26 protein-coding genes are annotated in these 24,073 nt (G+C 58.1%); 15 read left to right on the top strand and 11 right to left on the bottom strand.

From position 1 onward, the window contains the following. Positions 1 to 36 precede the first annotated feature (36 nt). Positions 37 to 567, top strand: coding sequence for a disulfide bond formation protein DsbB (dsbB, locus tag ABLU50_RS25400; RefSeq protein WP_004203315.1), 531 nt, complete (start codon positions 37 to 39; stop codon positions 565 to 567). Between the two features lie 148 nt (positions 568 to 715). Further along, positions 716 to 1,060: a DUF1971 domain-containing protein gene (locus ABLU50_RS25395; RefSeq protein ID WP_002910895.1), complete on the top strand. Its 345-nt coding sequence runs from the start codon at positions 716 to 718 to the stop codon at positions 1,058 to 1,060. Positions 1,061 to 1,066: 6 nt separating this feature from the next. On the opposite strand, the gene ABLU50_RS25390 is transcribed toward ABLU50_RS25395, so the two are convergent. The 3 genes from ABLU50_RS25390 to ABLU50_RS25380 form a co-directional block, all read right to left on the bottom strand. Further along, positions 1,067 to 1,513: a YcgN family cysteine cluster protein gene (locus ABLU50_RS25390; RefSeq protein WP_017900197.1), complete on the bottom strand. Its 447-nt coding sequence runs from the start codon at positions 1,511 to 1,513 to the stop codon at positions 1,067 to 1,069. A 94-nt stretch (positions 1,514 to 1,607) separates the two neighbouring features. Next, complete coding sequence (locus ABLU50_RS25385) at positions 1,608 to 2,267, bottom strand: fumarylacetoacetate hydrolase family protein (protein ID WP_023318603.1); 660 nt, start codon at positions 2,265 to 2,267, stop codon at positions 1,608 to 1,610. Positions 2,268 to 2,283: 16 nt separating this feature from the next. Further along, positions 2,284 to 2,565, bottom strand: coding sequence for a YcgL domain-containing protein (locus ABLU50_RS25380; protein ID WP_004203320.1), 282 nt, complete (start codon positions 2,563 to 2,565; stop codon positions 2,284 to 2,286). Between the two features lie 126 nt (positions 2,566 to 2,691). On the opposite strand from ABLU50_RS25380, the gene minC reads away from it, so the two are divergent. Genes minC through minE form a run of 3 tightly spaced genes read left to right on the top strand, consistent with a single transcriptional unit; the run spans position 2,692 to position 4,499 of the window. Further along, positions 2,692 to 3,390: a septum site-determining protein MinC gene (minC, locus tag ABLU50_RS25375; protein WP_004203323.1), complete on the top strand. Its 699-nt coding sequence runs from the start codon at positions 2,692 to 2,694 to the stop codon at positions 3,388 to 3,390. 23 nt (positions 3,391 to 3,413) lie between these two features. Then, positions 3,414 to 4,226, top strand: a complete 813-nt coding sequence (gene minD, locus ABLU50_RS25370) for a septum site-determining protein MinD (protein WP_002910900.1) — start codon at positions 3,414 to 3,416, stop codon at positions 4,224 to 4,226. Positions 4,227 to 4,229: 3 nt separating this feature from the next. Beyond that, positions 4,230 to 4,499 (top strand): cell division topological specificity factor MinE, encoded by a 270-nt coding sequence (gene minE / locus ABLU50_RS25365; protein ID WP_004103270.1) that lies wholly within the window; start codon positions 4,230 to 4,232, stop codon positions 4,497 to 4,499. Positions 4,500 to 4,576: 77 nt separating this feature from the next. Here minE and rnd read toward each other — a convergent pair whose 3' ends face one another. From rnd to ABLU50_RS25340, 5 genes are all read right to left on the bottom strand, one after another. After that, complete coding sequence (rnd, locus tag ABLU50_RS25360) at positions 4,577 to 5,692, bottom strand: ribonuclease D (protein ID WP_176391514.1); 1,116 nt, start codon at positions 5,690 to 5,692, stop codon at positions 4,577 to 4,579. Between the two features lie 81 nt (positions 5,693 to 5,773). Then, positions 5,774 to 7,459, bottom strand: coding sequence for a long-chain-fatty-acid--CoA ligase FadD (gene fadD, locus ABLU50_RS25355; RefSeq protein ID WP_087832217.1), 1,686 nt, complete (start codon positions 7,457 to 7,459; stop codon positions 5,774 to 5,776). Between the two features lie 205 nt (positions 7,460 to 7,664). Further along, the gene (locus ABLU50_RS25350; RefSeq protein WP_032456304.1) at positions 7,665 to 8,246 is read right to left on the bottom strand and encodes a Slp family lipoprotein; all 582 of its coding nucleotides are present in this window, start codon (positions 8,244 to 8,246) and stop codon (positions 7,665 to 7,667) included. A gap of 38 nt (positions 8,247 to 8,284) precedes the next feature. Next, positions 8,285 to 8,980, bottom strand: a complete 696-nt coding sequence (gene tsaB, locus ABLU50_RS25345; RefSeq protein WP_017900203.1) for a tRNA (adenosine(37)-N6)-threonylcarbamoyltransferase complex dimerization subunit type 1 TsaB — start codon at positions 8,978 to 8,980, stop codon at positions 8,285 to 8,287. 145 nt (positions 8,981 to 9,125) lie between these two features. Further along, positions 9,126 to 11,036, bottom strand: coding sequence for an ATP-dependent DNA helicase (locus ABLU50_RS25340; RefSeq protein ID WP_348864951.1), 1,911 nt, complete (start codon positions 11,034 to 11,036; stop codon positions 9,126 to 9,128). 131 nt (positions 11,037 to 11,167) lie between these two features. On the opposite strand from ABLU50_RS25340, the gene ABLU50_RS25335 reads away from it, so the two are divergent. Next, positions 11,168 to 11,512 carry a RidA family protein gene (locus tag ABLU50_RS25335; protein ID WP_002910910.1) on the top strand — a complete coding sequence of 115 codons (345 nt, stop codon included), beginning with the start codon at positions 11,168 to 11,170 and terminating at the stop codon, positions 11,510 to 11,512. Here the strand turns inward: ABLU50_RS25335 and ABLU50_RS25330 are convergent, their stop codons facing one another. Beyond that, the gene (locus ABLU50_RS25330) at positions 11,513 to 11,698 is read right to left on the bottom strand and encodes a YoaH family protein (RefSeq protein ID WP_004203339.1); all 186 of its coding nucleotides are present in this window, start codon (positions 11,696 to 11,698) and stop codon (positions 11,513 to 11,515) included. It abuts the gene before it with no gap. Positions 11,699 to 11,786: 88 nt separating this feature from the next. Between ABLU50_RS25330 and pabB the strand changes: the two genes are divergently transcribed. The 4 genes from pabB (at position 11,787) to ABLU50_RS25310 (ending at position 16,997) form a co-directional block, all read left to right on the top strand. Then, positions 11,787 to 13,142, top strand: a complete 1,356-nt coding sequence (pabB, locus tag ABLU50_RS25325; protein WP_049004517.1) for an aminodeoxychorismate synthase component 1 — start codon at positions 11,787 to 11,789, stop codon at positions 13,140 to 13,142. Positions 13,143 to 13,145: 3 nt separating this feature from the next. Further along, positions 13,146 to 13,724: a CoA pyrophosphatase gene (locus ABLU50_RS25320; RefSeq protein ID WP_004203342.1), complete on the top strand. Its 579-nt coding sequence runs from the start codon at positions 13,146 to 13,148 to the stop codon at positions 13,722 to 13,724. Between the two features lie 162 nt (positions 13,725 to 13,886). Next, positions 13,887 to 15,251, top strand: coding sequence for an L-serine ammonia-lyase (gene sdaA, locus ABLU50_RS25315; protein WP_004203344.1), 1,365 nt, complete (start codon positions 13,887 to 13,889; stop codon positions 15,249 to 15,251). Between the two features lie 189 nt (positions 15,252 to 15,440). After that, complete coding sequence (locus ABLU50_RS25310) at positions 15,441 to 16,997, top strand: EAL domain-containing protein (RefSeq protein ID WP_060656060.1); 1,557 nt, start codon at positions 15,441 to 15,443, stop codon at positions 16,995 to 16,997. 36 nt (positions 16,998 to 17,033) lie between these two features. On the opposite strand, the gene yoaE is transcribed toward ABLU50_RS25310, so the two are convergent. Further along, the gene (gene yoaE, locus ABLU50_RS25305) at positions 17,034 to 18,596 is read right to left on the bottom strand and encodes a CNNM family cation transport protein YoaE (protein WP_087832176.1); all 1,563 of its coding nucleotides are present in this window, start codon (positions 18,594 to 18,596) and stop codon (positions 17,034 to 17,036) included. Between the two features lie 446 nt (positions 18,597 to 19,042). On the opposite strand from yoaE, the gene manX reads away from it, so the two are divergent. From manX to mntP, 5 genes are all read left to right on the top strand, one after another. Then, positions 19,043 to 20,014, top strand: a complete 972-nt coding sequence (manX, locus tag ABLU50_RS25300; protein WP_004203357.1) for a PTS mannose transporter subunit IIAB — start codon at positions 19,043 to 19,045, stop codon at positions 20,012 to 20,014. Between the two features lie 56 nt (positions 20,015 to 20,070). Then, a complete protein-coding gene (locus ABLU50_RS25295; RefSeq protein ID WP_348864950.1) occupies positions 20,071 to 20,871 on the top strand; it encodes a PTS mannose/fructose/sorbose transporter subunit IIC in 801 nt (266 codons plus the stop codon). Between the two features lie 12 nt (positions 20,872 to 20,883). Then, positions 20,884 to 21,735, top strand: coding sequence for a PTS mannose transporter subunit IID (locus ABLU50_RS25290; RefSeq protein ID WP_004145526.1), 852 nt, complete (start codon positions 20,884 to 20,886; stop codon positions 21,733 to 21,735). Between the two features lie 62 nt (positions 21,736 to 21,797). Continuing rightward, a complete protein-coding gene (locus ABLU50_RS25285; protein ID WP_087832175.1) occupies positions 21,798 to 22,256 on the top strand; it encodes a DUF986 family protein in 459 nt (152 codons plus the stop codon). A 419-nt stretch (positions 22,257 to 22,675) separates the two neighbouring features. Next, the gene (gene mntP, locus ABLU50_RS25280; RefSeq protein ID WP_017900206.1) at positions 22,676 to 23,242 is read left to right on the top strand and encodes a manganese efflux pump MntP; all 567 of its coding nucleotides are present in this window, start codon (positions 22,676 to 22,678) and stop codon (positions 23,240 to 23,242) included. A 3-nt stretch (positions 23,243 to 23,245) separates the two neighbouring features. Here the strand turns inward: mntP and rlmA are convergent, their stop codons facing one another. Continuing rightward, complete coding sequence (rlmA, locus tag ABLU50_RS25275) at positions 23,246 to 24,040, bottom strand: 23S rRNA (guanine(745)-N(1))-methyltransferase (protein WP_087832174.1); 795 nt, start codon at positions 24,038 to 24,040, stop codon at positions 23,246 to 23,248. Positions 24,041 to 24,073: the final 33 nt, after the last annotated feature.

Genomic DNA, 24,073 nt, shown 5'->3' with positions numbered 1-24,073 from the left:
CACTGCCATGATTTAGCATCTTCCAGGGAAATGATTATGTTGCAATATTTAAACCAGTGCTCGCGGGGACGCGGCGCCTGGCTGCTGATGGCATTGACCGCGTTCATTCTCGAACTCGTCGCGCTGTGGTTCCAGCACGTGATGCTGCTGCAGCCGTGCGTGATGTGCATTTATGAACGCTGCGCCCTGTTTGGCATCATGGGCGCGGGGCTGGTGGGCGCTATCGCCCCTAAAACGCCGCTGCGCTATGTCGCCATGCTGATTTGGCTGTACAGCGCGGTACGTGGGCTACAGCTGGCGTGGGAACATACGATGATTCAGCTGCACCCATCGCCGTTCCAGACCTGCGATTTCGCCGCCCGTTTCCCGAGCTGGCTGCCGCTGGATAAATGGTTGCCGCAGGTGTTTGTCGCGTCCGGCGACTGTTCGGTACGCCAGTGGCAGTTCCTGTCGCTGGAGATGCCGCAATGGCTGGTGGGGATTTTCGCGGCTTATCTGGTGGTCGCTATCCTGGTGATCGTTGCGCAGCCTTTTAAAGCGAAAAAGCGCGATCTGTTTGGCCGCTAAGCCGCAGTGAGTACCGCACACTGAAACGCCCTACGGGGCGTTTTTTTGTGCCTGCCGTTCATCACTGAATCGTTTCCTGTCCGTGGTTGACCACAGACACCAAAAGGTGCATATTAAATACATCTTTTATAACCCCACAGGAGCTCACATGTCATCTTTACTGATCCCCGCAGACTGGAAAGTTAAACGCTCCACGCCGTTCTTTACCAAAGAGAACGTCCCCGCCGCCCTGCTGAGCCACCACAACACCGCGGCCGGTGTCTTTGGTCAGTTGTGCGTCATGGAAGGTACGGTCACCTATTACGGTTTTGCCAATGAACAGGCAACGGAGCCGGAGAAAAAAGTCGTGATTCATGCCGGGCAGTTTGCCACCAGTCCGCCGCAGTACTGGCACCGCGTCGAACTCAGCGACGATGCCCGCTTCAATATTCACTTCTGGGTGGCGGAAGAAACCGACGGTGAAAACGGGCTGTTTCACGCGAAGAAAGCGTGACGGCGCTTACCGCGCCCTGTCAGGCAGATTGAGGATATGGTCCTGCCAGTCGACAACGGTGGACTCGGGCACCGCTATATGGCGGACGGAGATGCGTTCGCCGTGCATCGCCGCTTTTGAGCCGGTCAGCAGCGGGTGCCAGGCCGGTAGAGGTTTGCCTTCCGCCAGCAGGCGATAGGCGCAGGTCGGCGGCAGCCATTCGAAGGTCGGCAGATTTTCACGAGTGAGCTTGATGCAGTCCGGCTCATATTCGAAGCGACGCTCGTAGTTACGGCACTGGCAGGTTTTGATATTGAGCTGACGGCAGGCGACGTTGGTGAAGTAGATCTCATCGGTATCTTCATCCATCAGCTTATGCAGGCAGCACTGGCCGCAGCCGTCACACAGCGATTCCCACTCCGCGTCGGTCATGTCATCCAGGGTTTTTTGTTGCCAGAAAGGTTGTTCGCTCATCGGAATGTCCGTCGTTGCCAGTTAAGGGTGCACCTTATAACCAGTCTGGCACGACGATGCAAGTTTTGCCGCCCCAAAAGGCGGCAAACCGCGCTTAGAGGACGCGGGTGGTGAGCGACAGGCCGTTGAAACCGACCTCCAGCTCGTCGCCGCTGTGCAGCGGTCCCACCCCTTCCGGGGTGCCAGTGAGGATCACGTCCCCGGCTTTGAGGGTAAAGAAGCGCGACATATAGGCGATCAGCGGCACAATCTTATGGATCATGTCGGCGGTAGTGCCCTGCTGGCGCACTTCGCCGTTAATCTTCAGACTTAACGGCGTATTCTGCGGGTCGCCGTGGAACTCGGCCGCCGGAATAAAGCCGGAGATCGGACAGGCGTTATCGAAGCCTTTGGCCTTCTCCCACGGCTGCCCGGCCTTTTTCATTTTAGCTTGCAGGTCGCGCAGGGTGAGATCCAGCGCGACGCCATAGCCGGCAATCCCTTTCAGCACATGCTCTTCCGTCGCCTGACGCAGCGTACCGCCGATCAGCACCGCCAGCTCCACTTCATGATGCACCGAACCCAGCCCCTCAGGAAGCACCAACGGCTGACGGAGATCGCACAGCGCGCTCTCAGGTTTAATAAACAGCACCGGCTCTTCCGGCGTCGCACTGCCCATTTCCTTGATGTGCTTTGCATAATTGCTGCCGACGCAAACCACTTTGCTCACCGGATAATCCAGGAGCGCTCCCTGCCAGTTATGATGTTGGTACATTATTTTCCCTCGTGGGTTAATCGGATTGTTTCCCCTGTTCCGCCAGGTGTTTCTTTAGTAGATTTTCAGATGGCGGAGGAAGTTGCAGGTAATAGCCCTGTTCGCTTAGCGCCTGTTTCACTTTTTCAAGGTCGGCGTTAACCAGTTTTTTGCGCCCATCCAGCGGCAGCAGCATCGCCATTTGCGGCGTGCCGAAACCGCGCATGAGCTCGTCAGGAACGCGTGAGAAATCGTCCTTTTTTTCGACGTATAAATAGGTTTGTTCACGTTTAGTACTTCGATAGATCACACAAAACATAGTTTTACTCGGAATTAGACCCGTGGTCACTTGCCTCAATATATCAGTGACTATAACATGCCTTTTAGTCTTCGGAATATCACCGCACTTCGGCGGTCGATAAACAGCAAATTGAGTAAGGCCAGGATGTCAAATACGCCAATCGAACTTAAAGGCAGTAGCTTCACGTTATCTGTCGTTCATTTGCACGATGCAAATCCCGAGGTTATTCGTCAGGCGTTAGAAGACAAAATCGCCCAGGCTCCCGCCTTTTTACGCCATGCTCCGGTGGTGGTGAATATCGCCAGCGTCGAGGAGAGTGTCGAATGGCGCGCCGTCAACGAGGCTATCGCCGCGACCGGTTTACGCATTATGGGCGTCAGCGGATGCAAAATCCCGCGCCTGAAAACCGAAATCGACCGCGCCGGGATCCCGTTATTAACCGAAGGGAAAGAAAAAGCCCCTCGTCCGGCACCGTCCGAACCCGCCCCGCCGCCGCCAGTTGCTAGTCAGATCACAAAAACGCGTTTGATTGATCAGCCGGTACGTTCCGGTCAGCGCATTTATGCGCCACACTGTGATCTTATTGTTACAAATCATGTGAGTGCCGGGGCGGAACTTATCGCTGACGGCAATATCCATGTATATGGCATGATGCGAGGACGCGCATTGGCAGGCGCCGGTGGCGACAGAGACGCCCAGATATTTTGTACCCACCTTGCGGCGGAGCTGGTCTCCATCGCCGGGGAATATTGGCTGAGCGATAACATCCCGGCCGAATTTTATGGCAAAGCGGCACGCCTGCGTTTAGGCGAAAGCGCTTTGACAATTCAACCGTTAAATTAATCCCTTTTTAACAAGGAATTTCTATGGCACGCATTATTGTTGTGACTTCGGGTAAAGGGGGCGTTGGCAAGACCACCTCCAGCGCGGCCATCGCTACAGGTTTGGCCCAGAAGGGAAAGAAAACCGTCGTTATCGACTTCGACATCGGCCTGCGTAACCTCGACCTGATTATGGGCTGCGAACGTCGCGTCGTTTATGATTTCGTCAACGTCATCCAGGGCGATGCCACATTGAACCAGGCGCTGATCAAAGATAAGCGCACGGAAAACCTCTACATTCTTCCGGCGTCCCAGACCCGGGATAAAGACGCCCTGACCCGCGAAGGCGTCGACAAAGTTCTCGAAGAACTGAAGAAGATGGAGTTCGATTTCATCGTCTGTGACTCCCCGGCAGGCATTGAAACCGGTGCGCTGATGGCGCTCTATTTCGCTGACGAAGCCATTATCACTACCAACCCGGAAGTCTCCTCCGTTCGCGACTCCGACCGTATCCTTGGCATTCTCGCCTCCAAATCCCGTCGTGCGGAAAATGGCGAAGAGCCGATCAAAGAGCACCTGCTACTGACCCGCTACAATCCAGGCCGCGTCAATAAAGGCGATATGCTGAGCATGGAAGACGTGCTGGAGATTCTGCGCATCAACCTGGTGGGCGTGATCCCGGAAGACCAGTCAGTCCTGCGCGCATCCAACCAGGGTGAGCCTGTGATCCTCGATGCCGCGTCGGACGCAGGCAAAGCCTATGCCGATACCGTTGAACGTCTGCTCGGAGAAGAACGCCCTTTCCGCTTCATTGAAGAAGAGAAGAAAGGATTCCTCAAACGCCTGTTCGGAGGATAAATTATGGCTTTACTCGACTTTTTTCTCTCGCGAAAAAAGAACACGGCTAATATTGCGAAAGAACGCCTGCAAATCATCGTCGCCGAGCGCCGCCGCGGGGACGCGGAGCCGCATTACCTGCCGCAGTTGCGCAAAGATATCCTGGAAGTGATCTGTAAATACGTGCAGATCGACCCGGAGATGGTCAGCGTGCAACTGGAGCAGCGGGACGGTGATATTTCCATTCTTGAGCTGAACGTGACCCTACCCGAAACGGAAGAGTCGAAACCCTGACCTGCTGTTCCATCCCGAAAAAAAACCGGCTACGCCACGCGCCGCCGGTTTTTTTATGGCCTGAACCAGACCGTCCGCTAGCGCGGATAGTCGCTTAACAGCCTCTTCAGCCGTTCGGCCATCAGCTCACCACGCCAACCAGAAATCAGCTCAGGCTCAGCGGCCTGCGTTTTCAGCTGCCAGTGCCAGTTCAACAGCTGGTTGATCTGCCGACGCGACGCCAGCAGCTCCGCGCTTACGCCCTTCTCAGCGCTCACTTCCTGCACCAGCGCTTTAATATCTTTAAAGGCTTTGCGGTAGCCCGGCATGTCGATCAGATTCTGCAGCGGCGCCGGCAGGGCCGACTCCGGCAGCGCCTGTGCTTTCTCGACCAGGCTAATCAGCGTTTTGCCATGAAAGCGAATTTCGCTACCGGACAACCCGAGGCTGTCGAGCTCGCCGAGGCTGGTGGGCATATAGCGCGCCACGCTCCACAGATGCTCTTCCCGCACCACAAAGTTCACCGCCAGGTCGCGCTCCCGCGCTTTGCGCAGGCGCCACTCCGCCAGCAGCTGCAGGCAGCCCAGCTGGCGGGTACGCAACTGCCAGGCGTTGCCGATATCGCGCCAGGCCTCGGCCGGGTCGACCACCTCCTGGCGACGCTGCTGCATCAGGCGGCATTCGTCCAGTGCCGCCGATAGCCAGCCCGCGCGATCGGTCTTCGCCATTAATTGGCTGGCGATCGGCAACAGGTACCAGACGTCGGCCGCGGCATATTCACACTGACGCTCGGTTAGCGGACGCGCCAGCCAGTCGGTGCGGGATTCGCTTTTGTCCAGCGCAACCCCGGAATACTCTTCCACCATCGAGGCGAAGCCCCAGGACATCGGCCGACCGCAGAAGGCTGCCAGGATCTGGGTGTCGATCAGCGGCTGCGGCATCAGGTTGAACGCGTTGAGAAAGACTTCTAAATCTTCGCTGCCGGCATGCAGGTATTTGGTCACATCCGGGTTGAGCAGCAGGTCGCGCATCGGCGCCCAGTCGGTAATCGTTAAGGGATCGATCAGAGAGACCTGGCGGCCGTCGAACAGCTGCAGCAGGCCCAGCTGCGGGTAATAGGTACGGGTACGGACAAATTCCGTATCCAGAGCGACGGCGGAGGCGGCGCTTGCCGCTTCGCAGACAGCGCGCAGGCCATCGTCGGTGGTGATCATCTGATAGTTCAAAGCATACTCTCTTAACTTGCGCCCATAAAAAACGCCGGCGTAGCCGGCGTCTGGCGACTCATTCGTTACTTAGCCTTTATTGTCCACTTTAGCGCGCGCTTCGTCACGCAGTTCTCGCCGCAAAATTTTCCCGACGTTGGATTTCGGCAGTTCGTCACGGAATTCCACCAGCTTCGGTACCTTGTAACCGGTCAAATGGCGACGGCAGAACGTAATCAGCGCTTCTTCGGTTAACGCGGCATCTTTCTTCACCACGAAGATCTTCACCGCTTCGCCGCTGCTGCCGGACGGCACGCCGATGGCCGCCACCTCAAGCACGCCGCTGTGCTGCATGACCACATCTTCGATTTCATTCGGATAGACGTTAAAACCCGACACCAGGATCATATCTTTTTTCCGGTCAACGATGCGCAGGAATCCCTCTTCATCCATCACCGCGATGTCCCCGGTGTGCAACCAGCCGTCTTTAATAATCTCATCCGTCGCGTCAGGACGCTGCCAGTAGCCCAGCATCACCTGCGGCCCCTTGATACAGAGCTCGCCCGGCTGACCCGGCGCCACTTCGTTATCGTCGTCGTCCACCAGTTTGGCTTCAGTGGAGGGCACCGGCAGGCCAATGCTGCCGCTGTGGTAGTCGATGTCGTGCGGGTTGACGCTGACCAGCGGCGAACACTCGGTCAGGCCGTAGCCCTCCAGCAGATATTGTCCGGTCAGTTTCACCCAGCGCTCAGCCACCGCCTGCTGCACCGGCATGCCGCCGCCGGCGGAGAGGTGCAGCGAGGAGAAATCAAGCTGCTGGAACTCTTTGTTGTTCAGCAAGGCGTTGAACAGGGTGTTGACCCCGGTCATGGCGGTAAACGGATATTTCGCCAGCTCCTTCACCAGCCCGGGGATATCGCGCGGGTTGGTGATCAGCAGATTCTGCCCGCCCAGCTCGATAAACAGCAGGCAGTTCATGGTGAGGGCGAAAATGTGATACAGCGGCAGCGCGGTGACCACAAACTCTTTGCCGCGATGCAGCAGCGGGCCGTAGGTGGCATTGACCTGCTCAAGGTTGGCCAGCATGTTGCGGTGGGTCAGCATCGCCCCTTTAGCCACCCCGGTAGTGCCCCCGGTGTACTGTAGAAACGCCAGATCTTCCGCAACGATCTCCGGCTTCACGTACTGCATGCGATAGCCGTGCTGCAGCGCGCTGCGAAACGAGATGGCATCCGGTAGATGGTACTTCGGCACCAGGCGCTTGATGTACTTAACCACAAAGTTCACCAGCGTGCCTTTGGCGGTGGAGAGCTGGTCGCCCATGCGCGTCAGGATCACGTGTTTCACCTGGGTCTTCGCCACCACTTTTTCCAGGGTATGGGCAAAGTTGGAGACGATGACGATCGCCGCCGCGCCGCTGTCGTTGAGCTGATGCTCCAGTTCTCGCGGGGTATATAAGGGGTTGATGTTAACCACGATCATCCCGGCGCGCAGGATGCCAAACAGGGCCACCGGATACTGCAGCAGGTTAGGCATCATCAGGGCCACCCGGTCGCCCTTCTGTAGTCCTAAGCCCTCCTGAAGGTAAGCGGCGAAGGCGCGACTGCGCTCTTCCAGCTTACGATAGGTCATCACTTCACCCATATTGATAAACGCCGGTTGGTCGGCGTAGCGGGTGGTGGCATGTTCAAACAGTTCAACCAGGGATTGATAGCGGTCAGGATTTATCTCCGCCGGAACATCTGCGGGATAACGGTTTAGCCAAACCTTTTTCACTGCATCACCTCTGAAATAGTTATTCGTCGTCATCACAGCCCCTGGAAAATACATTTTGTTAACATTATATTAACTCAGCGTACCAGTTTATTAATTAGGCAATGAGCAGGTTGCGAAGCGCGTCACTATTTTTTTTCTTATTCGACTGAAAACAAAGAAACAGCGGACCGGCCGCTGTTTCTTTGAACTAACAAAAACAACAAAATCATTCGGTTACAACGTTTCTGACCTCTGCTGGGCCGGGGTTGTACCAACCCCATCCGCCATAGCCGTAACCCCAGGGGCGCGGACCCAGCATCCACGGGTCGATCGGCTGCGGGGGCATCACCACCTGCTGCACCACGTTCCAGCGTTTGTAGCCGGTGGCGTTCATCAGCATAAATTTGTAGGGCGTGCTGCCTACTTTGCCTTCGACCACCCCGGCAATCGGCCCGACCACGGTCACCAGCTGACCGCGGAAGTCCACCGGATCGAGGAAGCCGTTAACATCGGCATAGATCCGCCCGCGCGAGGGTTCGCCCAGTTCCGGTCGCGCACCGCTGTCCAGCGGCACGGTAGCGATTTCTAAGCGGGTTTTCCCCTGCTGGTTCTGCACGTTGACCACCTTGCCGCCAAAGCGCGCTTCCTGACCGACGTACAGCTGCGGGGCGTTCATCACCCGCACTAAATCCTGTTGCGGCGTGGGGCTGGTGCCTTTGATGGCATCCGGCACCGATACGCAGCCGCTCAGCGCAACGGCAACCGCCGCGGCCAGCAGCCAGCGAACGCCCTGTTTTTGACCCGCCATGATGCGACTCCTTTTCTCAGTCTTCTTGTTACTGAGATTCACTCGCGGCCCGGAAGTTTCTTCCACGCCACCTCGTTACGCAAATAAACCGGCTCCGCTTTCTCCACGGCCACGGTTTTCCCTGCCGCCAGCAGATAACAGGCTAACGGCAGCATATCCTCTGCCGCCGGCAGTTCAATTTCGCCGCTGCTTAAGGTCAGTCCGCTCTCTTTCGCCAGATCCGGCCACGCCTGCCAGCCGGTGCCGACAGTGGCCCATTCGCCGGAAAGCTGCGCCAGCCGTTCGGCCACCGCGTCCGGTTTGAGCACCGCTTCCGTCTCTTCGCCGTGCCAGACGCCCTGCTCGTCGCGCTGATACTCGGCCCAGTAGACTTCCCCCATCCGGGCGTCAATCGCCGCCAGCACGCGGGTGGCGCCGGTTTTGCGCCACGCGCCCTGCGCCATGGTGGCCAGCGTGGAAACACCGATCATCGGCAGCTCCGCGCCCAGCGCCAGCCCCTGAGCGATACCGATGCCAATGCGTACGCCGGTAAAGCTGCCAGGACCGCGGCCAAAGGCCAGCGCGTCCAGCTCGGTCAGGGTGGTGCCGCTCTCGGCGAGGACCTCCTGCACCAGCGGCAGGATACGTTGGGTATGTTCGCGGGGACAAATTTCGAAATGAGCACTAAGGGTGCCATCATTCCACAGCGCTGCGGAGCAGGCTTCTGTGGCGGTATCGATAGCCAAAATTCGCATGGGTGGTCACGCTCTCGTTACATAGTTCAGGCCTTCAGGCAGCCTGTTTTCCGGCAGACGGACAACCCGTCGCCACACCGCCCGAAGTCTAGTGGGAACCGCTAATTAACAAAATGGCGCGCAGCTTAACACATTTCAGGGCGGATTACCTTGCCGGCGGCACGGCGAGGAAGCGCACCGCCCGGCGGATATCGCGGGTTCGCGGCGCCGGCGGCAGACTGGCCAGAAAGACCGCGCCGTAGGGGCGCATCACCAGCCGGTTGTCGCAGATCACCAGCACCCCGCGATCGTCGATATCGCGGATCAGGCGGCCCACCCCCTGCTTAAGAGTGATCACCGCGTCCGGGAGCTGCACTTCATCGAACGGATCGCCGCCGCGCAGCCGGCAATCTTCCATCCGCGCTTTCAGCAACGGATCGTCCGGCGAGGTAAACGGCAGCTTATCAATGATCACCAGCGACAGCGCGTCGCCGCGCACGTCGACCCCTTCCCAGAAGCTGCTGGTGGCCACCAGCAGGGCATTGCCGGCGCTGACGAACTGCTGCAGAAGCTGGCCTTTACTGGTCTCGCCCTGCAGCAGCACCGGCAAAGTCATGGTGGCGCGGAACTGCTCCGCCAGATCGCGCATCATGGCGTGCGAAGTGCACAGCATAAAGCAGCGACCGTCGTTAGCCTCGATCAGCGGCTTGAGCATCGCCGCCAGATGGCGCGCCGCGCCGGGCTGGTTCGGCAGCGGTAGGTTACGCGGCACGCAGAGCAGCGCCTGATGCTGATAGTCAAAGGGGCTCGGCAGCAACAGTGTCTGCGCCTCGTCGATCCCCAGCCGGGCGGTGAAATGGTGCAGATCGTCGTTTACCGACAGTGTCGCCGAGGTAAAGATCCAGCTCCCCGACTTTTGCGCCATCACCTCTTTAAACTTCTCGGCCACGGTCAACGGCGTCAGCGCAAGGGTAAAGTGGCGCGAGGTGCACTCATACCAGTAACTGTAGCCCGGCTGATTGATCTCTTTCAGCCGCTTCAGGCGCCCGCGATAAAGGGTGGCGCGCTCAAAGGCGGCATCGAGCAGCGCCGAGCGCCCCAGCGAGAGTTTGGCGACGTCGTAACACAGTTCAAGCGCATCATCGAGCAGCAGCAGCGCCCGCTGAATGTGGCTGTCCGCCAGCAGTTCCCGCAGGTTGCCGCGGTAGCCAGGGTCCCCCAGCTGCAGGCGGAAATCCTGGGCGCTTTGCGCCAGGCGGTCGGCGCATTTTTGCAGCTGTTGAGTGTCTTTCAGTTCGGTGCGATAGGCAATAGTGATGTCTTTCGCCAGATCCAGCAGCTGGCGGCTGGAGAGCGACTGGCCAAAGTACTGGCTGGCGATATCCGGCAGCTGATGGGCTTCGTCGAAGATCATCACCTCCGCCTCGGGGATCAGTTCGGCAAAGCCGCTCTCTTTGACCACCATATCGGCAAGGAACAGGTGATGGTTGACGACCACTACGTCGGCGTCCATCGCTTTTTTACGCGCCTTCACCACGAAGCAATCTTTATACAGCGGGCAGTCGCTGCCGAGGCAGTTATCGTTGGTGCTGGTGACCAGCGGCCAGGCCTGGGAATCTTCCGCCACGCTGGCGCAGGTGCTGATATCGCCATCCTGAGTTTGGTTCGACCAGGAGCGCAGGAGGATCACGTCGCTGAGGGTTTGCACCGGCAGATCGCCGCCCGCCAGCGCCTGCTGTTCCAGGCGTTCTAGGCACAGGTAGTTGGAGCGCCCTTTGAGCAGCGCCAGTTTGCCGGTGAATTTGAGCGATTTGGCGACGGTGGGCAGATCGCGGCTGTAGAGCTGATCCTGCAGCGCTTTCGACCCTGTGGAGATAATCACCTTTTTTTTCGCCCGCAGCGCTGGCGCCAGGTAAGCGTAGGTTTTACCGGTTCCGGTCCCCGCTTCCACCACCAGCGGCCGGGAGGCCTCAATCGCTTCGCTGACCGCCACCGCCATCTGGCGCTGCGGCTCGCGCGGTTTAAATCCCGGTATGGCTTTGGCTAGCTGGCCGTCTGCTGCAAAATCGTCGATCACATTGCCCCCTGGTTATTTGGACAGTGATTATGTCAGGGAGGGCGGCGTTTCGCCAGTCCGGGTAGTGACGCGAGCGGAACATTATGGCAGTCTTGCCGCAGCTAAATGGAATGCTCAGAGAGGAATGAGAAATGACAATTACGCGTATTGATGCCGAAGCCCGCTGGTCAGATGTAGTGATCCACAATCAGACCCTTTACTACACCGGCGTGCCGGCGAATCTTGATGCCGATGCCTTCGAGCAAACCGCCAACACCCTGGCGCAGATTGACGCGGTGCTGGAAAAACAGGGCAGCGACAAGTCGCGCATTCTTGACGCCACCATTTTCCTCGCCGACAAAAGCGACTTTGCGGCGATGAATAAAGCGTGGGACGCCTGGGTGGTAGCCGGTCACGCCCCGGTGCGCTGCACGGTGGAAGCAACGCTGATGAACCCGCAGTATAAGGTTGAAATCAAAATTATCGCCGCGGTGTAATTACTCGTCTTCGTCTTCATCTTCAAAGCGCGCGACAATCCGTTCGCCGGTATGCGTCGCGCGTAGCTCTTCCGCCACCAGGGCAATCGCCTGGCCACTGCTCATCCCCTGGGCCATCAGTTCCTGGATACGTTCGACCGCTTTTTGCTGTTGCTCGTGGCTCAGCGAAGGTAAACCTGCAAACATCTTGTACTCCTGCTACATTGTGGGGCGTAATTATTTCACGCCGTCCCCGCCTACGCCAGAGGGACGGTAACGTTCAGGATCGAGAAAGATGTTGTCCCCCGCGATTATTACCCTGCCCTGGCGCCCGGATGCCGCCGAACACTATTTTACGCCGTTAAGCGCCCTGCCCTGGGCGATGCTGCTGCATTCCGGCTTTGCCGACCATCCGCATAACCGCTTTGATATTCTGGTGGCTGCCCCGCGCGCCACGCTGCTGACGCGCGGTGAACAGACTTGGGTCGATGACGGCGAGACCACTTTTGTCTCGGCGGACGATCCGCTGCAACTACTCCAGCAGCAGCTGGATCGTCAGCCGTTCACGCCGCAGCCCCATGAGGATTTGCCGTTTCTTGGCGGCGCGCTGGGGCTGTTCGGTTACGATCTGGGCCGCCGTTTTGAGCGACTTCCCACTGTGGCGCAGGCCGATATCGCGCTGCCGGATTTGGCGGTGGGGATTTATGACTGGGCGCTGATCGTCGACCATCAGCACCAGCAGGTGTCGCTGCTCAGCTATGACGACCCGCAGCAGCGTCTGCAGTGGCTGGAGGCGCAAACGCCGGCGCCAGGTGAAACCTTCGCCCTGACCTCTGCCTGGCAGTCAAATATGAGCCGCCAGCAATACGGCGAGAAATTTCGTCAGGTGCAGGCCTATCTGCGCAGCGGTGACTGCTATCAGGTCAATCTCGCCCAGCGTTTTCAGGCCCGCTACGTCGGGAATGAATGGCAGGCTTTCCGCCAGTTGAACGCCGCCAACCGCGCCCCCTTTAGCGCCTTCATCCGCCTTGCGGAAGGGGCGATTTTAAGCCTGTCGCCGGAGCGATTTATTCAGCTCCGCCAGGGGGAAATCCAGACGCGCCCGATTAAGGGCACCCTGCCGCGGCTCGATTCGCCGCTGGCGGATGCGCAGCAGGCGGAGAAGCTGGCGAACTCGCCGAAAGATCGCGCCGAGAATTTAATGATTGTCGACCTGATGCGCAACGACATCGGCCGCGTCGCCGTCCCGGGCAGCGTGCGGGTCCCCGAGCTGTTCGTGGTGGAGCCGTTCCCGGCGGTCCATCATCTGGTCAGCACCATCACCGCCCGCCTGCCGGCGACGCTGCACGCCAGCGATCTGCTGCGCGCCGCCTTCCCGGGAGGGTCGATCACCGGCGCGCCGAAGGTCCGGGCGATGGAGATTATTGATGAACTGGAACCCCAGCGACGTAACGCCTGGTGCGGGAGCATCGGCTATCTGAGCTATTGCGGCAATATGGATACCAGCATCACCATTCGCACCCTAACGGCCTGGCAGGGGCAACTGTACTGTTCCGCCGGCGGCGGGATTGTGGCGGATAGTGAGGAAGCCGCAGAATATCAGGAAACTTTTGATAAAGTTAATCGTATCCTGCACCAACTGGAGAACTAGACCATGGCGGACCGCGCCCTCAATCTGGATGACTTTCTGTCCCGCTTTCAGCTGCTGCGTCCACAGCCTTCGCCACAGGCGCTAAACCAGCGGCAGGCGGCGGTGCTGGTGCCGATCGTACGCCGGCCGCAGCCTGGCCTGCTGTTGACCCAGCGTTCGCCGTTGCTGCGCAAGCACGCCGGCCAGGTCGCCTTCCCCGGCGGGGCGGTAGATAATACCGATGCGACGCTTATCGCCGCCGCTCTGCGCGAAGCCCAGGAAGAGGTGGCGATCCCGCCAGAGAAGGTTGAGGTGATTGGCGTTCTGCCGCCGGTGGACAGTGTCACCGGCTTCCAGGTGACGCCGGTGGTGGGCATTATTCCGCCGGATCTGCACTATCACGCCAGCCAGGACGAGGTCTCAGCGGTATTTGAAATGCCGCTCGCCGAAGCCCTGCGCCTCGGGCGCTACCATCCGCTCGATATCCACCGCCGGGGCAACGACCACCGCGTCTGGCTCTCCTGGTACCAGCATTATTTTGTCTGGGGAATGACCGCCGGGATCATTCGCGAGCTGGCGCTGCAGATAGGCGCGCGCCCTTAGCTATACTGATTATGAGAGGGCGCTCTCACTATTAGTAAAATCGCGGTTATCCATTAGTTTAATTCATGTGAATAGTTGAACTGACAGGGCGCTTCCCTCTTACACTATGCGCAGTTATTACATCGTTACCGCACCCGCGGTAACCCTGTCAGGAGTATTATCGTGATTAGTCTATTCGACATGTTCAAGGTGGGGATTGGTCCCTCATCTTCCCACACTGTTGGCCCGATGAAGGCCGGTAAACAGTTCGTCGATGACCTGGTCGAAAAAGGATTGCTTAATGCAGTGACCCGCGTGGCGGTTGACGTCTACGGTTCGCTGTCATTAACCGGCAAAGGCCACCATACGGACATCGCCATTATCATGGGACTGGCGGGCAATCAGCCCGATACGGTCGATATAGACGCGATACCGGCATTTATCCGTGACGTCGAGACACGCGGCCGTCTGCTGCTGGCCAACGGTCAGCACGAAGTCGACTTCCCGGCGGATGACGGCATGCGTTTTCGCAGCGACAATCTGCCGCTGCACGAAAACGGCATGACCATTCATGCCTGGGCCGGCGAGAAAGAGATCTACTGCAAGACCTATTACTCGATTGGCGGCGGCTTTATCGTCGATGAAGAGCACTTCGGCAAAGAGAACGCCAACGAACTGCAGGTGCCCTACCCGTTTAAATCGGCGCAGGAAATGCTGGCCTACTGCAAAGAGACCGGCCTGTCGCTCTCCGGGATGGTGATGCAGAACGAGCTGGCGCTGCACAGCAAAAAAGAGATCGAGGACTATTTCGCTAATGTCTGGCAGACCATGCGCGCCTGTATCGACCGCGGCATGAACACCGAAGGCGTGCTGCCTGGCCCGCTGCGCGTACCGCGTCGCGCGTCGGCGCTGCGTCGTCTGCTGGTGGCCAGCGATAAGCTCTCCAGCGATCCGATGAACGTCGTTGACTGGGTCAACATGTTCGCGCTGGCGGTCAATGAAGAGAACGCCGCTGGCGGTCGCGTGGTGACCGCGCCGACCAACGGCGCCTGCGGCATCGTTCCGGCGGTACTCGCTTATTACGATCACTTTATCGAATCCGTCAGCCCGGAGATCTATATCCGCTACTTTATGGCCTGCGGTGCGATCGGCGCGCTGTACAAGATGAATGCCTCCATTTCCGGCGCCGAAGTCGGCTGTCAGGGCGAAGTGGGCGTCGCCTGCTCGATGGCGGCGGCGGGTCTGGCCGAACTGCTCGGCGCCAGCCCGGAACAGGTCTGCGTGGCGGCGGAGATCGGCATGGAACATAACCTCGGACTGACCTGCGACCCGGTCGCCGGCCAGGTACAGGTGCCGTGCATTGAACGTAACGCCATCGCCTCCGTGAAAGCGATCAACGCCGCGCGGATGGCAATGCGCCGCACCAGCGAACCGCGCGTCTCGCTCGATAAAGTGATCGAGACCATGTACGAAACCGGCAAAGACATGAACGCCAAGTACCGCGAAACTTCGCGCGGCGGACTGGCGATTAAAGTTCAGTGTGACTAAAGTGTTGGCTTTCGCCTGCCCCCTCCCGGTGCGCAGGCGTGAAGCGAGGGGAACTGAAAGCCCCCTGCCTTCCTGATGCGCCCTCTGTGGCGCATTTCTTTTTTCTATACCTGACGATATTCTGCCACTACAATTGCTCTATTAAATAAGCCACGCTTAACCACTCGTCCTGTCGACAGGGTGTCGCACATGCAGACTGCACAAAAAGTCATTACGGCCTATCGTCGCAAACGCATTATTGTCTGCCTGCTGGTAGCCCTGGTGACCCTGGGCACCACCTTAGCCATCCGATTTATTTCGCAGCGTAGCGAAAATGAAGGCTATATTCGCATGGCCGCCAGCCAACGGGTGGCGGCGCTGGATAATATCCTGCGTCCGCTGAGCGCGCAGCGAACCACCCTGCTTCCTCTGGTGGGTCACCCCTGCCCGGATATCCATTTGTCGCTGCGTAAAATCGCGGCCTCGTTGCAGACCGTTCGTTCCGTCGCGCTCGTGACGTCAGGTATCGTTTACTGTTCGAGTATTTTTGGGCCGCGACAGGCGGATTTACATCGCCTGCAGCCTGCGCTTCCTGCACCCCGTCCTCTGCTGCTCTTTTCGAACGACAGCTCCTTGCTCAAAGGCTCACCGGTGCTGATACAGTGGTATCCAGCCTCGGAGAGAGGCGTGGACGGCGTGATGCTGATTGTCAATATCGAGCTGCTGGGGACCTTAATTCTCAACGAAAAATCATCCCTGATAAGCGACGTCAGCCTGCAGGTTGGCGATCGTTATTTTAGCAGCAGCCATGGGCTTCTCGAGAAAGCGCATACCCCGCCGGGAACGGTGATTTATCGCCAGCGCTCTACCGAGTTTCCGTTTATCGTCAATATCAATGGCCCTGGCGCCTCGGCGATTGCGCTTGAGGAGCTGCCCGGCGAGCTACCGCTGGCGCTGATCTTCAGCCTGTTGATGACCGGCATCGCCTGGCTGGCCACCGCCGGCAGAATGAGCTTCTCGCGGGAGATAAGCCTCGGTATTTCCGCCCGGGAGTTTGCCCTCTGGTGCCAGCCGCTGCAGGATGCGCGCAGCGGCCGCTGCTGCGGGGTGGAGATCCTGCTGCGCTGGAACAACCCCCGCCGCGGTGCGATTTCGCCGGAGGTGTTTATTCCCATCGCCGAAGGGGACAATCTGATCATCCCCCTCACCCGCTACGTGATTGCCGAAACCGCCCGCCGTCTGGATGCTTTTCCCCGCGACCGCCAATTTCATATCGCGATTAACGTCGCTGCCCGCCACTTTGCCAACGGCTTACTGCTGCATGACCTGCATAATTACTGGTTCAGCATGAACCCGGTACAGCAGCTGGTGGTCGAGCTGACCGAACGCGATGTCCTGCAGGATGGCGACCAGCACATGGCCGAAGATCTGCACCAGAAAGGCGTCCAGCTGGCGATCGATGACTTTGGCACCGGCAACAGCTCCCTGTCGTGGCTGGAAACACTGCGCCCGGACGTGCTGAAGATTGACCGCTCGTTTACCAGCTCGGTGGGGATAGACAGCGTCAATGCCACGGTGACCGATATCATTATCGCCCTCGCCAACCGGCTGAATATTATTACCGTTGCCGAAGGGGTGGAGACGCAGGAACAGGAAAGCTACCTCAGAGACCACGGTGTCGATGTGCTGCAGGGGTTTTATTATGCCCGGCCGATGCCGGTGGAGGCATTCCCGGCGTGGCTGGCCAGTCGAGAGGCAACAGAATAACGCGCCGGTCCCCGTGGGGACCGGCGCGCAGGACGATTACTCTTCTTCGTCGTTCGGCGGACGGGTGACCACCGCGCGAACCAGATCGACCCGGTAGTCATTCGCTTCCACCACAGTGAAATGCAGCGGCGGCAATGACACCACGTCGCCAATGCGCGGGATATGGCCATTGGCGGAGATCACCAGACCGGCAACCGTAGCAATATCCTCATCGTCATTGATCAGCGGATCCAGCCCCAGCGCCTGCTGCAACGCATGCAGGTCGGTCGACCCCTTAATAAGCCAGCCGTCGCCATCGATAACGATCTCCGGCGTCTCATCGGCGTCCGGGAATTCTCCGGCGATCGCTTCCAGAACGTCCAGCGGGGTCACCAATCCCTGCACCACACCAAATTCATTGGTCACGATGACGAAACTGCCGCGGGCGCGGCGCAGGACACCGAGCAGATTGATCGGGTCCAGCGTTTCAGGTACCACAATCGCCGGGGAGGCGGAGGCCAGCGCCGCGACGTTTTCGCCCGACTCCAGAGCCACCAGCATCTCCTTCGCCCGCACGATACCAATGATTTCATCCAGTTCTCCGCGGCAGACCGGGAACAGACTGTGCGGCGACGAAAGCAGCTGACGGCGAATTTCATCTTCACTCTGCTCGGCGTCGACCCAGCTGATTTCCCCGCGCGGCGTCATGATGCTGCGCAGAGAGCGCTGAGCCAGGGTCAGCACGCCGTTAATCATGTAGCGCTCTTCTTCCGCAAAGGCGCCTTCCGGTACCGGCACCGCCGCCGGGCTGTCAGCGTCATGGTTGACGGAGGCCTGTTTATTACGGCCGCCCATCAGACGCAAGATCGCATCCGCGGTACGGGCGCGCAGCGGCAACGTCGACTGGTGACGTACAAAGTTGCGGCGCGCCACCTGGTTAAAGAACTCAATGATGATCGAGAAACCGATCGCCGCGTAAAGGTACCCTTTCGGAATATGGAAGCCAAACCCTTCCGCCACCAGACTCAGGCCGATCATCAACAGGAAGCTCAGACAGAGCACCACCACCGTCGGGTGCTGGTTGACAAAGCGCGTCAACGGCTTGGAGGCCAGCAGCATCATGATCATCGCGATCACGACCGCTGCCATCATCACCGGCAGATGGTTCACCATCCCGACCGCGGTGATCACCGCGTCCAGTGAGAAGACGGCATCCAGCACGACGATCTGCAGTACCACCACCCAGAAACTGGCATAGCCTTTCCCGTGACCGGCATCGTGCTGGCGGTTTTCCAGCCGTTCATGCAGCTCAGTTGTCGCCTTGAACAGCAAGAAGATCCCGCCAAGCAACATGATGAGGTCACGCCCGGAAAAGGAGAAATCGGCGATAGTAATCAGCGGCTTCGTCAGCGTCACCATCCAGGAGATCACCGACAGCAGCCCCAGGCGCATCACCAGCGCCAGCGACAGGCCGATCAGTCGCGCTTTATCACGCTGCTTCGGCGGCAGTTTGTCCGCCAGGATGGCAATAAACACCAGGTTATCAATACCAAGCACAATTTCCAGAACGATAAGCGTCAACAGGCCGGCCCAGATTGAGGGATCCATTAACAATTCCATGTGCGACTCCGGTTAGCGGCAAGGTCAGTCATCGCCATGTCATGCACGGACGCGACAATAGATGCTGAAAGATAAGCGTGATGCGTGGAGGTGGCAACCAGGTGCCAGAAAGTCAAAAGACGTCGATGACGGTCCATACTGCGGGCTATGCCCTATACTCCTGAGTAATTAAACGGAAGTTAAACATAGCAAAATATAGAGCGAAATTGGAAAAGATTTACCTGAATTTGCAATAACTAAGGCTATTTTTTGCGCTGCAAAATTATTAGCAGGCGATGCCTGATTAACGGATCTTCATCACATTAATTATTTTTTCACTGTCTAAAATAATTCGCGGTAGTAACTATTTTCTATCTTACACCCTAACTGAATCGATTTTGTCCTCAAGAGTGATTCAGGATGTATCAAAGCAGATGATGCATTCACGATAATAAAGGAGGTAGCAAGTGACGATTGCTATTGTAATAGGCACACATGGTTGGGCTGCAGAACAGCTGCTGAAAACAGCAGAGATGCTGTTGGGCGAGCAGGAAAACGTTGGCTGGATCGATTTCGTTCCGGGTGAAAACGCCGAAACGCTGATCGAGAAATACAATGCCCAGTTGGCAAAACTGGATACCAGTAAAGGCGTGCTGTTTCTCGTCGATACATGGGGAGGCAGCCCGTTCAACGCTGCGAGCCGCATTGTCGTCGATAAAGAGCACTACGAAGTTATCGCCGGCGTCAACATCCCGATGCTGGTGGAAACCTTCATGGCCCGCGATGACGATCCTTCCTTTGATGAGCTGGTCGCCTTAGCGGTAGAGACCGGCAGCGAAGGCGTGAAAGCGCTGAAGGCCAAACCGGTGGAAAAAGCGGCCCCTGCGCCCGCTCCAGCCGCGGCGCCAAAAGCCGCCGCACCGGCCAAACCGATGGGCCCGAATGACTACATGGTGATTGGCCTCGCGCGTATCGACGATCGCCTGATCCATGGTCAGGTCGCCACCCGTTGGACCAAAGAGACCAACGTCACCCGCATCATCGTCGTCAGCGACGAAGTCGCCGCGGATACCGTGCGCAAAACCCTGTTGACCCAGGTTGCGCCGCCGGGCGTCACCGCCCACGTGGTGGACGTCGCCAAAATGATCCGCGTCTACAACAACCCGATGTACGCCGGACAGCGCGTCATGCTGCTGTTTACTAACCCGACCGACGTTGAGCGCGTCGTCGAGGGCGGCGTGAAAATCACCAGCGTCAACATCGGCGGTATGGCGTTCCGCCAGGGCAAAACCCAGGTTAACAACGCGATTTCGGTCGATGCCAAAGATATTGAGGCGTTTAACAAGCTGAACGCACGCGGTATCGAGCTGGAGGCACGTAAAGTGTCCACCGACCCGAAACTGAAAATGATGGATCTGATCGCCAAGGTCGATAAATAACCCGGACGATCGCGCCCCAGTTTTCACTTTAAGACTTAATCAACAGGAGAAGTACAATGGAGATTACCCTTCTTCAGATTGTGCTGGTGTTCATCGTCGCGTGTATTGCGGGTATGGAGTCGGTGCTTGATGAATTTCAGTTCCACCGTCCTCTGGTCGCCTGTACGCTGATCGGCGCCGTTTTCGGCGATATGAAAACCGGTATTATTATCGGCGGTACGCTGGAAATGATCGCCCTGGGCTGGATGAACATCGGTGCGGCGGTTGCCCCTGATGCCGCGCTGGCGTCCATTATTTCCACCGTTCTGGTTATTGCCGGCCATCAGAGCATCGGCGCCGGCATCGCGCTGGCTATCCCGCTGGCGGCTGCAGGCCAGGTGCTGACCATCATCGTGCGTACTATCACCGTAGCCTTCCAGCACGCGGCGGATAAAGCGGCGGAGAATGGCAACCTGACCGCCCTGTCGTGGCTGCACGTCTCGTCCCTGTTCCTGCAGGCGATGCGTATCGCTATCCCGGCCGTCATCGTGGCCATTTCCGTCGGTACCAGCGAAGTCCAGGGCCTGCTGAACGCAATCCCTGAAGTGGTCACCAGCGGCCTGAACATTGCCGGCGGCATGATCGTGGTGGTTGGTTACGCGATGGTCATCAATATGATGCGCGCGGGCTACCTGATGCCGTTCTTCTACCTCGGCTTCGTCACCGCCGCCTTCACCAACTTCAACCTGGTGGCCCTGGGCGTGATTGGCGCGGTCATGGCAATCCTCTACATCCAGCTGAGCCCGAAATATAACCGCGTCGCCGGTGCCCCGGCTCAGGCGGCTGGTAACAACGATCTCGATAACGAACTGGACTAACAGGTGAGCGAAATGGTTGATATGACTAAAAATACCACCGAGAAAAAACTCACTCAGAGTGATATTCGTGGCGTGTTCATTCGTTCTAACCTGTTCCAGGGTTCATGGAACTTCGAACGTATGCAGGCGCTGGGCTTCTGCTTCTCTATGGTTCCGGCGATTCGTCGTCTGTACCCGGAGAATAACGATGCGCGTAAGCAGGCGATTAAGCGTCACCTTGAGTTCTTCAATACCCATCCTTACGTTGCCGCTCCGGTACTGGGCGTAACGCTGGCAATGGAAGAGCAGCGCGCCAATGGCGCAGAGATTGACGATGGCGCTATCAACGGCATCAAAGTCGGTCTGATGGGGCCGCTGGCCGGTGTCGGCGACCCAATCTTCTGGGGCACTGTGCGTCCGGTGTTCGCGGCCTTAGGCGCCGGGATCGCGATGAGCGGAAGCCTGCTCGGCCCTCTGCTGTTCTTTATCCTGTTCAACGCGGTGCGACTGCTGACCCGCTACTATGGCGTCGCCTACGGCTACCGCAAAGGCGTGGACATCGTGAAAGATATGGGCGGCGGCTTCCTGCAGAAACTGACTGAAGGGGCGTCAATCCTCGGCCTGTTTGTCATGGGGGCGCTGGTTAACAAGTGGACGCATGTGAACATTCCGATGGTGGTGTCAAAAATCACCGGCTCTGACGGACAGGTTCATGTCACTACGGTGCAGACGATCCTCGACCAGCTGATGCCGGGCCTGGTACCGCTGCTGCTGACCTTCGCCTGTATGTGGCTGCTGCGTAAGAAAGTTAACCCGCTGTGGATCATCGTTGGCTTCTTCGTCATCGGTATCGCGGGCTACGCTGTCGGCCTGCTGGGTCTGTAATTTCCAGGTTGTACGCCGGGGGCTTGCCCCCGGCTTTTTTTTATCAGGAGGAACGCAAAGCAATGACATTCACGGACCTGGTGATCATCCTGTTCATCCTTGCGCTACTGGCCTACGCGGTGTATGACCAGTTTATTATGCCGAGGCGCAACGGCCCGGTGCTGCTGGCCATTCCCCTGCTTCGCCGCAGCCGCGTTGACGGCCTGATCTTTGTCGGCCTCATCGCCATTCTGATCTATAACAACATCACCCAGCACGGTACCCCGATCACCACCTGGCTATTGTCTGCGCTGGCGCTGATGGGACTCTATTTATTCTGGATCCGTACGCCGAAAATCATTTTCAAACCGCGCGGCTTTTTCTTCACCAACGTGTGGATAGAATATCAGCGAATTAAAGAGATGAATTTATCCGAAGACGGCGTGCTGGTGATGCAATTAGAGCAACGGCGGCTGCTGATTCGCGTACGAAATATCGACGATCTGGAGAAAATATACAAACTTCTTGTTTCAACTCAATGAGTTAAAAATATAGCCAGCGCTATGTTTTTTCCGATTTTGTCTGGGGGATTATATAGCCATGGCTATATTTCCCCACCTGCTCTTCTGTTTTTCATTAATTATTTATTTACTTATAAATTCAAATGAAAATCGTTATCATTTGGTTATTAAAATAGCCCTCTTCTGTTATTGTTTTATATTCTAAAAATATGTTAAGGTTGCGCCCGTCGTTGGGGAGTAGCCGATTTCCTGCCCGCCAGGAAATGTACGTGTCAACATACTCGTTGCAAAACGTGGCACGTACGGGTTGAAGTGATTCAATCAGGCGAGACCATAGATACATCACTGCTGTACGTATTGCTCAGCCATTGAGCGGCTCCGCGTATATTTACTGGGGGCAGCGATGTGTCATATGGATTATCCCCGGTCAGGACAGGCACATGAATTTATCCGCAACCCTTCTTCTCGCTTTCGGCATGTCTATGGACGCCTTCGCGGCCTCTATTGGCAAAGGCGCCACCCTGCACAAACCCAAATTCTCAGAAGCAGTGCGCACCGGGCTGATTTTTGGCGCTATTGAAACCCTGACGCCGCTGGTCGGCTGGGGACTGGGCATGCTGGCCAGTCAATTTGTTCTCGAATGGAACCACTGGATTGCCTTTATTCTGCTGGTGTTTCTCGGCGGGCGGATGATCATCGAAGGGTTTCGCGGCGACAGCGACGAGGCGTGTGAAGCGCCTCGCCGGCATGGCTTCTGGCTGCTGGTCACCACCGCCTTCGCCACCAGCCTTGACGCCATGGCGGTCGGCGTCGGTCTGGCCTTCCTGCAGGTCAGCATTGTCACCACCGCGCTGGCGATCGGCTGCGCCACCTTTATCATGTCGACGCTGGGGATCATGGTAGGTCGCTTTATCGGCCCGCTGCTGGGCAAACGGGCCGAAATTCTCGGCGGTATCGTGCTGATTGGCATCGGCAGCGAAATCCTCTGGAGCCATTTCGCCGGTTAAGCTTTACTCCTCGCGCTGCCAGCAATGGATCATAAAATCGGTCTGGCAGCCAAAGGTTGCCTGCTGACGCAGCGCGTCATGCACGTCGGCCTTGGCCCGCCACGCGAACGGCGTCATCTGCAGCAGAGCCTGCGCTTCACTTCCCGTCAGGGTCATCGGATAAGCCAGCTGCTGCTGAGCAGCCAGGCGGAACCCCGGCATCGCTTCCGTCTTCAGCTCATGCAGGCGGATCTCATCGTAAATCAGCCCTTTCAGTTCCAGCAAATGGCGGGGTCCCGGCGTGGCGGTGATCACCCACCCGCCAGGCCGCACCACTCGCGCCAGCTCACCGGCGTTGCAGGGGGCGTAAATGCGCACTACCGCATCGAAGCTGTTATCGGAGAACGGCAGACGCTGGCTGGAGGCGACGCAAAAATTCACCTGCGGATAGCGTTTTGCCGCCGCGCGGATTGCCGGCTTCGACACGTCCAGCCCCCAGCTGCGGCTGGCGATGGCGGCAAACGCGTGGGTGTAATATCCTTCGCCACAGCCGATATCCAGTAACGCCTGAGGGGCAGCGTGCCGCAGTCGCTCAGCGATAGCATCCCGCAGCGGCTGATAATGCCCGGCGTCGAGGAACGCCCGACGGGCCTGCATCATCTCAGCGCTGTCGCCGGGATCGCGCGACCGTTTGAACTGCACCGGTAGCAGATTGACGTACCCCTCTTTCGCCAGATCGAACTGGTGCCGCTGCGGGCAGGAATAGTGGTTGTCGCTACGGCTGAGCGGCGCGTGGCAAAGGGGGCAACTGTATGACATGACGGCTCCGGTGTCGCTGAAAGGGCGAAAGTG

Source organism: Klebsiella sp. GG_Kp173, assembly GCF_040062415.1.
Taxonomy (GTDB): Bacteria; Pseudomonadota; Gammaproteobacteria; order Enterobacterales; family Enterobacteriaceae; genus Klebsiella; species Klebsiella quasipneumoniae.
The sequence above is the reverse complement of the archived record's forward strand: the minus strand, read 5'-3'. Positions and strand labels throughout refer to the sequence as shown.

Coding starts and splice junctions, on each gene's coding strand:
- dsbB (WP_004203315.1), top strand. CDS start 37: ATGTTGCAATATTTAAACCAGTGCTCGCGGGGACGCGGCGCCTGGCTG.
- ABLU50_RS25395 (WP_002910895.1), top strand. CDS start 716: ATGTCATCTTTACTGATCCCCGCAGACTGGAAAGTTAAACGCTCCACG.
- ABLU50_RS25390 (WP_017900197.1), bottom strand. CDS start 1,513: ATGAGCGAACAACCTTTCTGGCAACAAAAAACCCTGGATGACATGACC.
- ABLU50_RS25385 (WP_023318603.1), bottom strand. CDS start 2,267: ATGTACCAACATCATAACTGGCAGGGAGCGCTCCTGGATTATCCGGTG.
- ABLU50_RS25380 (WP_004203320.1), bottom strand. CDS start 2,565: ATGTTTTGTGTGATCTATCGAAGTACTAAACGTGAACAAACCTATTTA.
- minC (WP_004203323.1), top strand. CDS start 2,692: ATGTCAAATACGCCAATCGAACTTAAAGGCAGTAGCTTCACGTTATCT.
- minD (WP_002910900.1), top strand. CDS start 3,414: ATGGCACGCATTATTGTTGTGACTTCGGGTAAAGGGGGCGTTGGCAAG.
- minE (WP_004103270.1), top strand. CDS start 4,230: ATGGCTTTACTCGACTTTTTTCTCTCGCGAAAAAAGAACACGGCTAAT.
- rnd (WP_176391514.1), bottom strand. CDS start 5,692: ATGATCACCACCGACGATGGCCTGCGCGCTGTCTGCGAAGCGGCAAGC.
- ABLU50_RS25350 (WP_032456304.1), bottom strand. CDS start 8,246: ATGGCGGGTCAAAAACAGGGCGTTCGCTGGCTGCTGGCCGCGGCGGTT.
- tsaB (WP_017900203.1), bottom strand. CDS start 8,980: ATGCGAATTTTGGCTATCGATACCGCCACAGAAGCCTGCTCCGCAGCG.
- ABLU50_RS25335 (WP_002910910.1), top strand. CDS start 11,168: ATGACAATTACGCGTATTGATGCCGAAGCCCGCTGGTCAGATGTAGTG.
- ABLU50_RS25330 (WP_004203339.1), bottom strand. CDS start 11,698: ATGTTTGCAGGTTTACCTTCGCTGAGCCACGAGCAACAGCAAAAAGCG.
- pabB (WP_049004517.1), top strand. CDS start 11,787: ATGTTGTCCCCCGCGATTATTACCCTGCCCTGGCGCCCGGATGCCGCC.
- ABLU50_RS25320 (WP_004203342.1), top strand. CDS start 13,146: ATGGCGGACCGCGCCCTCAATCTGGATGACTTTCTGTCCCGCTTTCAG.
- ABLU50_RS25310 (WP_060656060.1), top strand. CDS start 15,441: ATGCAGACTGCACAAAAAGTCATTACGGCCTATCGTCGCAAACGCATT.
- yoaE (WP_087832176.1), bottom strand. CDS start 18,596: ATGGAATTGTTAATGGATCCCTCAATCTGGGCCGGCCTGTTGACGCTT.
- ABLU50_RS25295 (WP_348864950.1), top strand. CDS start 20,071: ATGGAGATTACCCTTCTTCAGATTGTGCTGGTGTTCATCGTCGCGTGT.
- ABLU50_RS25290 (WP_004145526.1), top strand. CDS start 20,884: ATGGTTGATATGACTAAAAATACCACCGAGAAAAAACTCACTCAGAGT.
- ABLU50_RS25285 (WP_087832175.1), top strand. CDS start 21,798: ATGACATTCACGGACCTGGTGATCATCCTGTTCATCCTTGCGCTACTG.
- mntP (WP_017900206.1), top strand. CDS start 22,676: ATGAATTTATCCGCAACCCTTCTTCTCGCTTTCGGCATGTCTATGGAC.
- rlmA (WP_087832174.1), bottom strand. CDS start 24,040: ATGTCATACAGTTGCCCCCTTTGCCACGCGCCGCTCAGCCGTAGCGAC.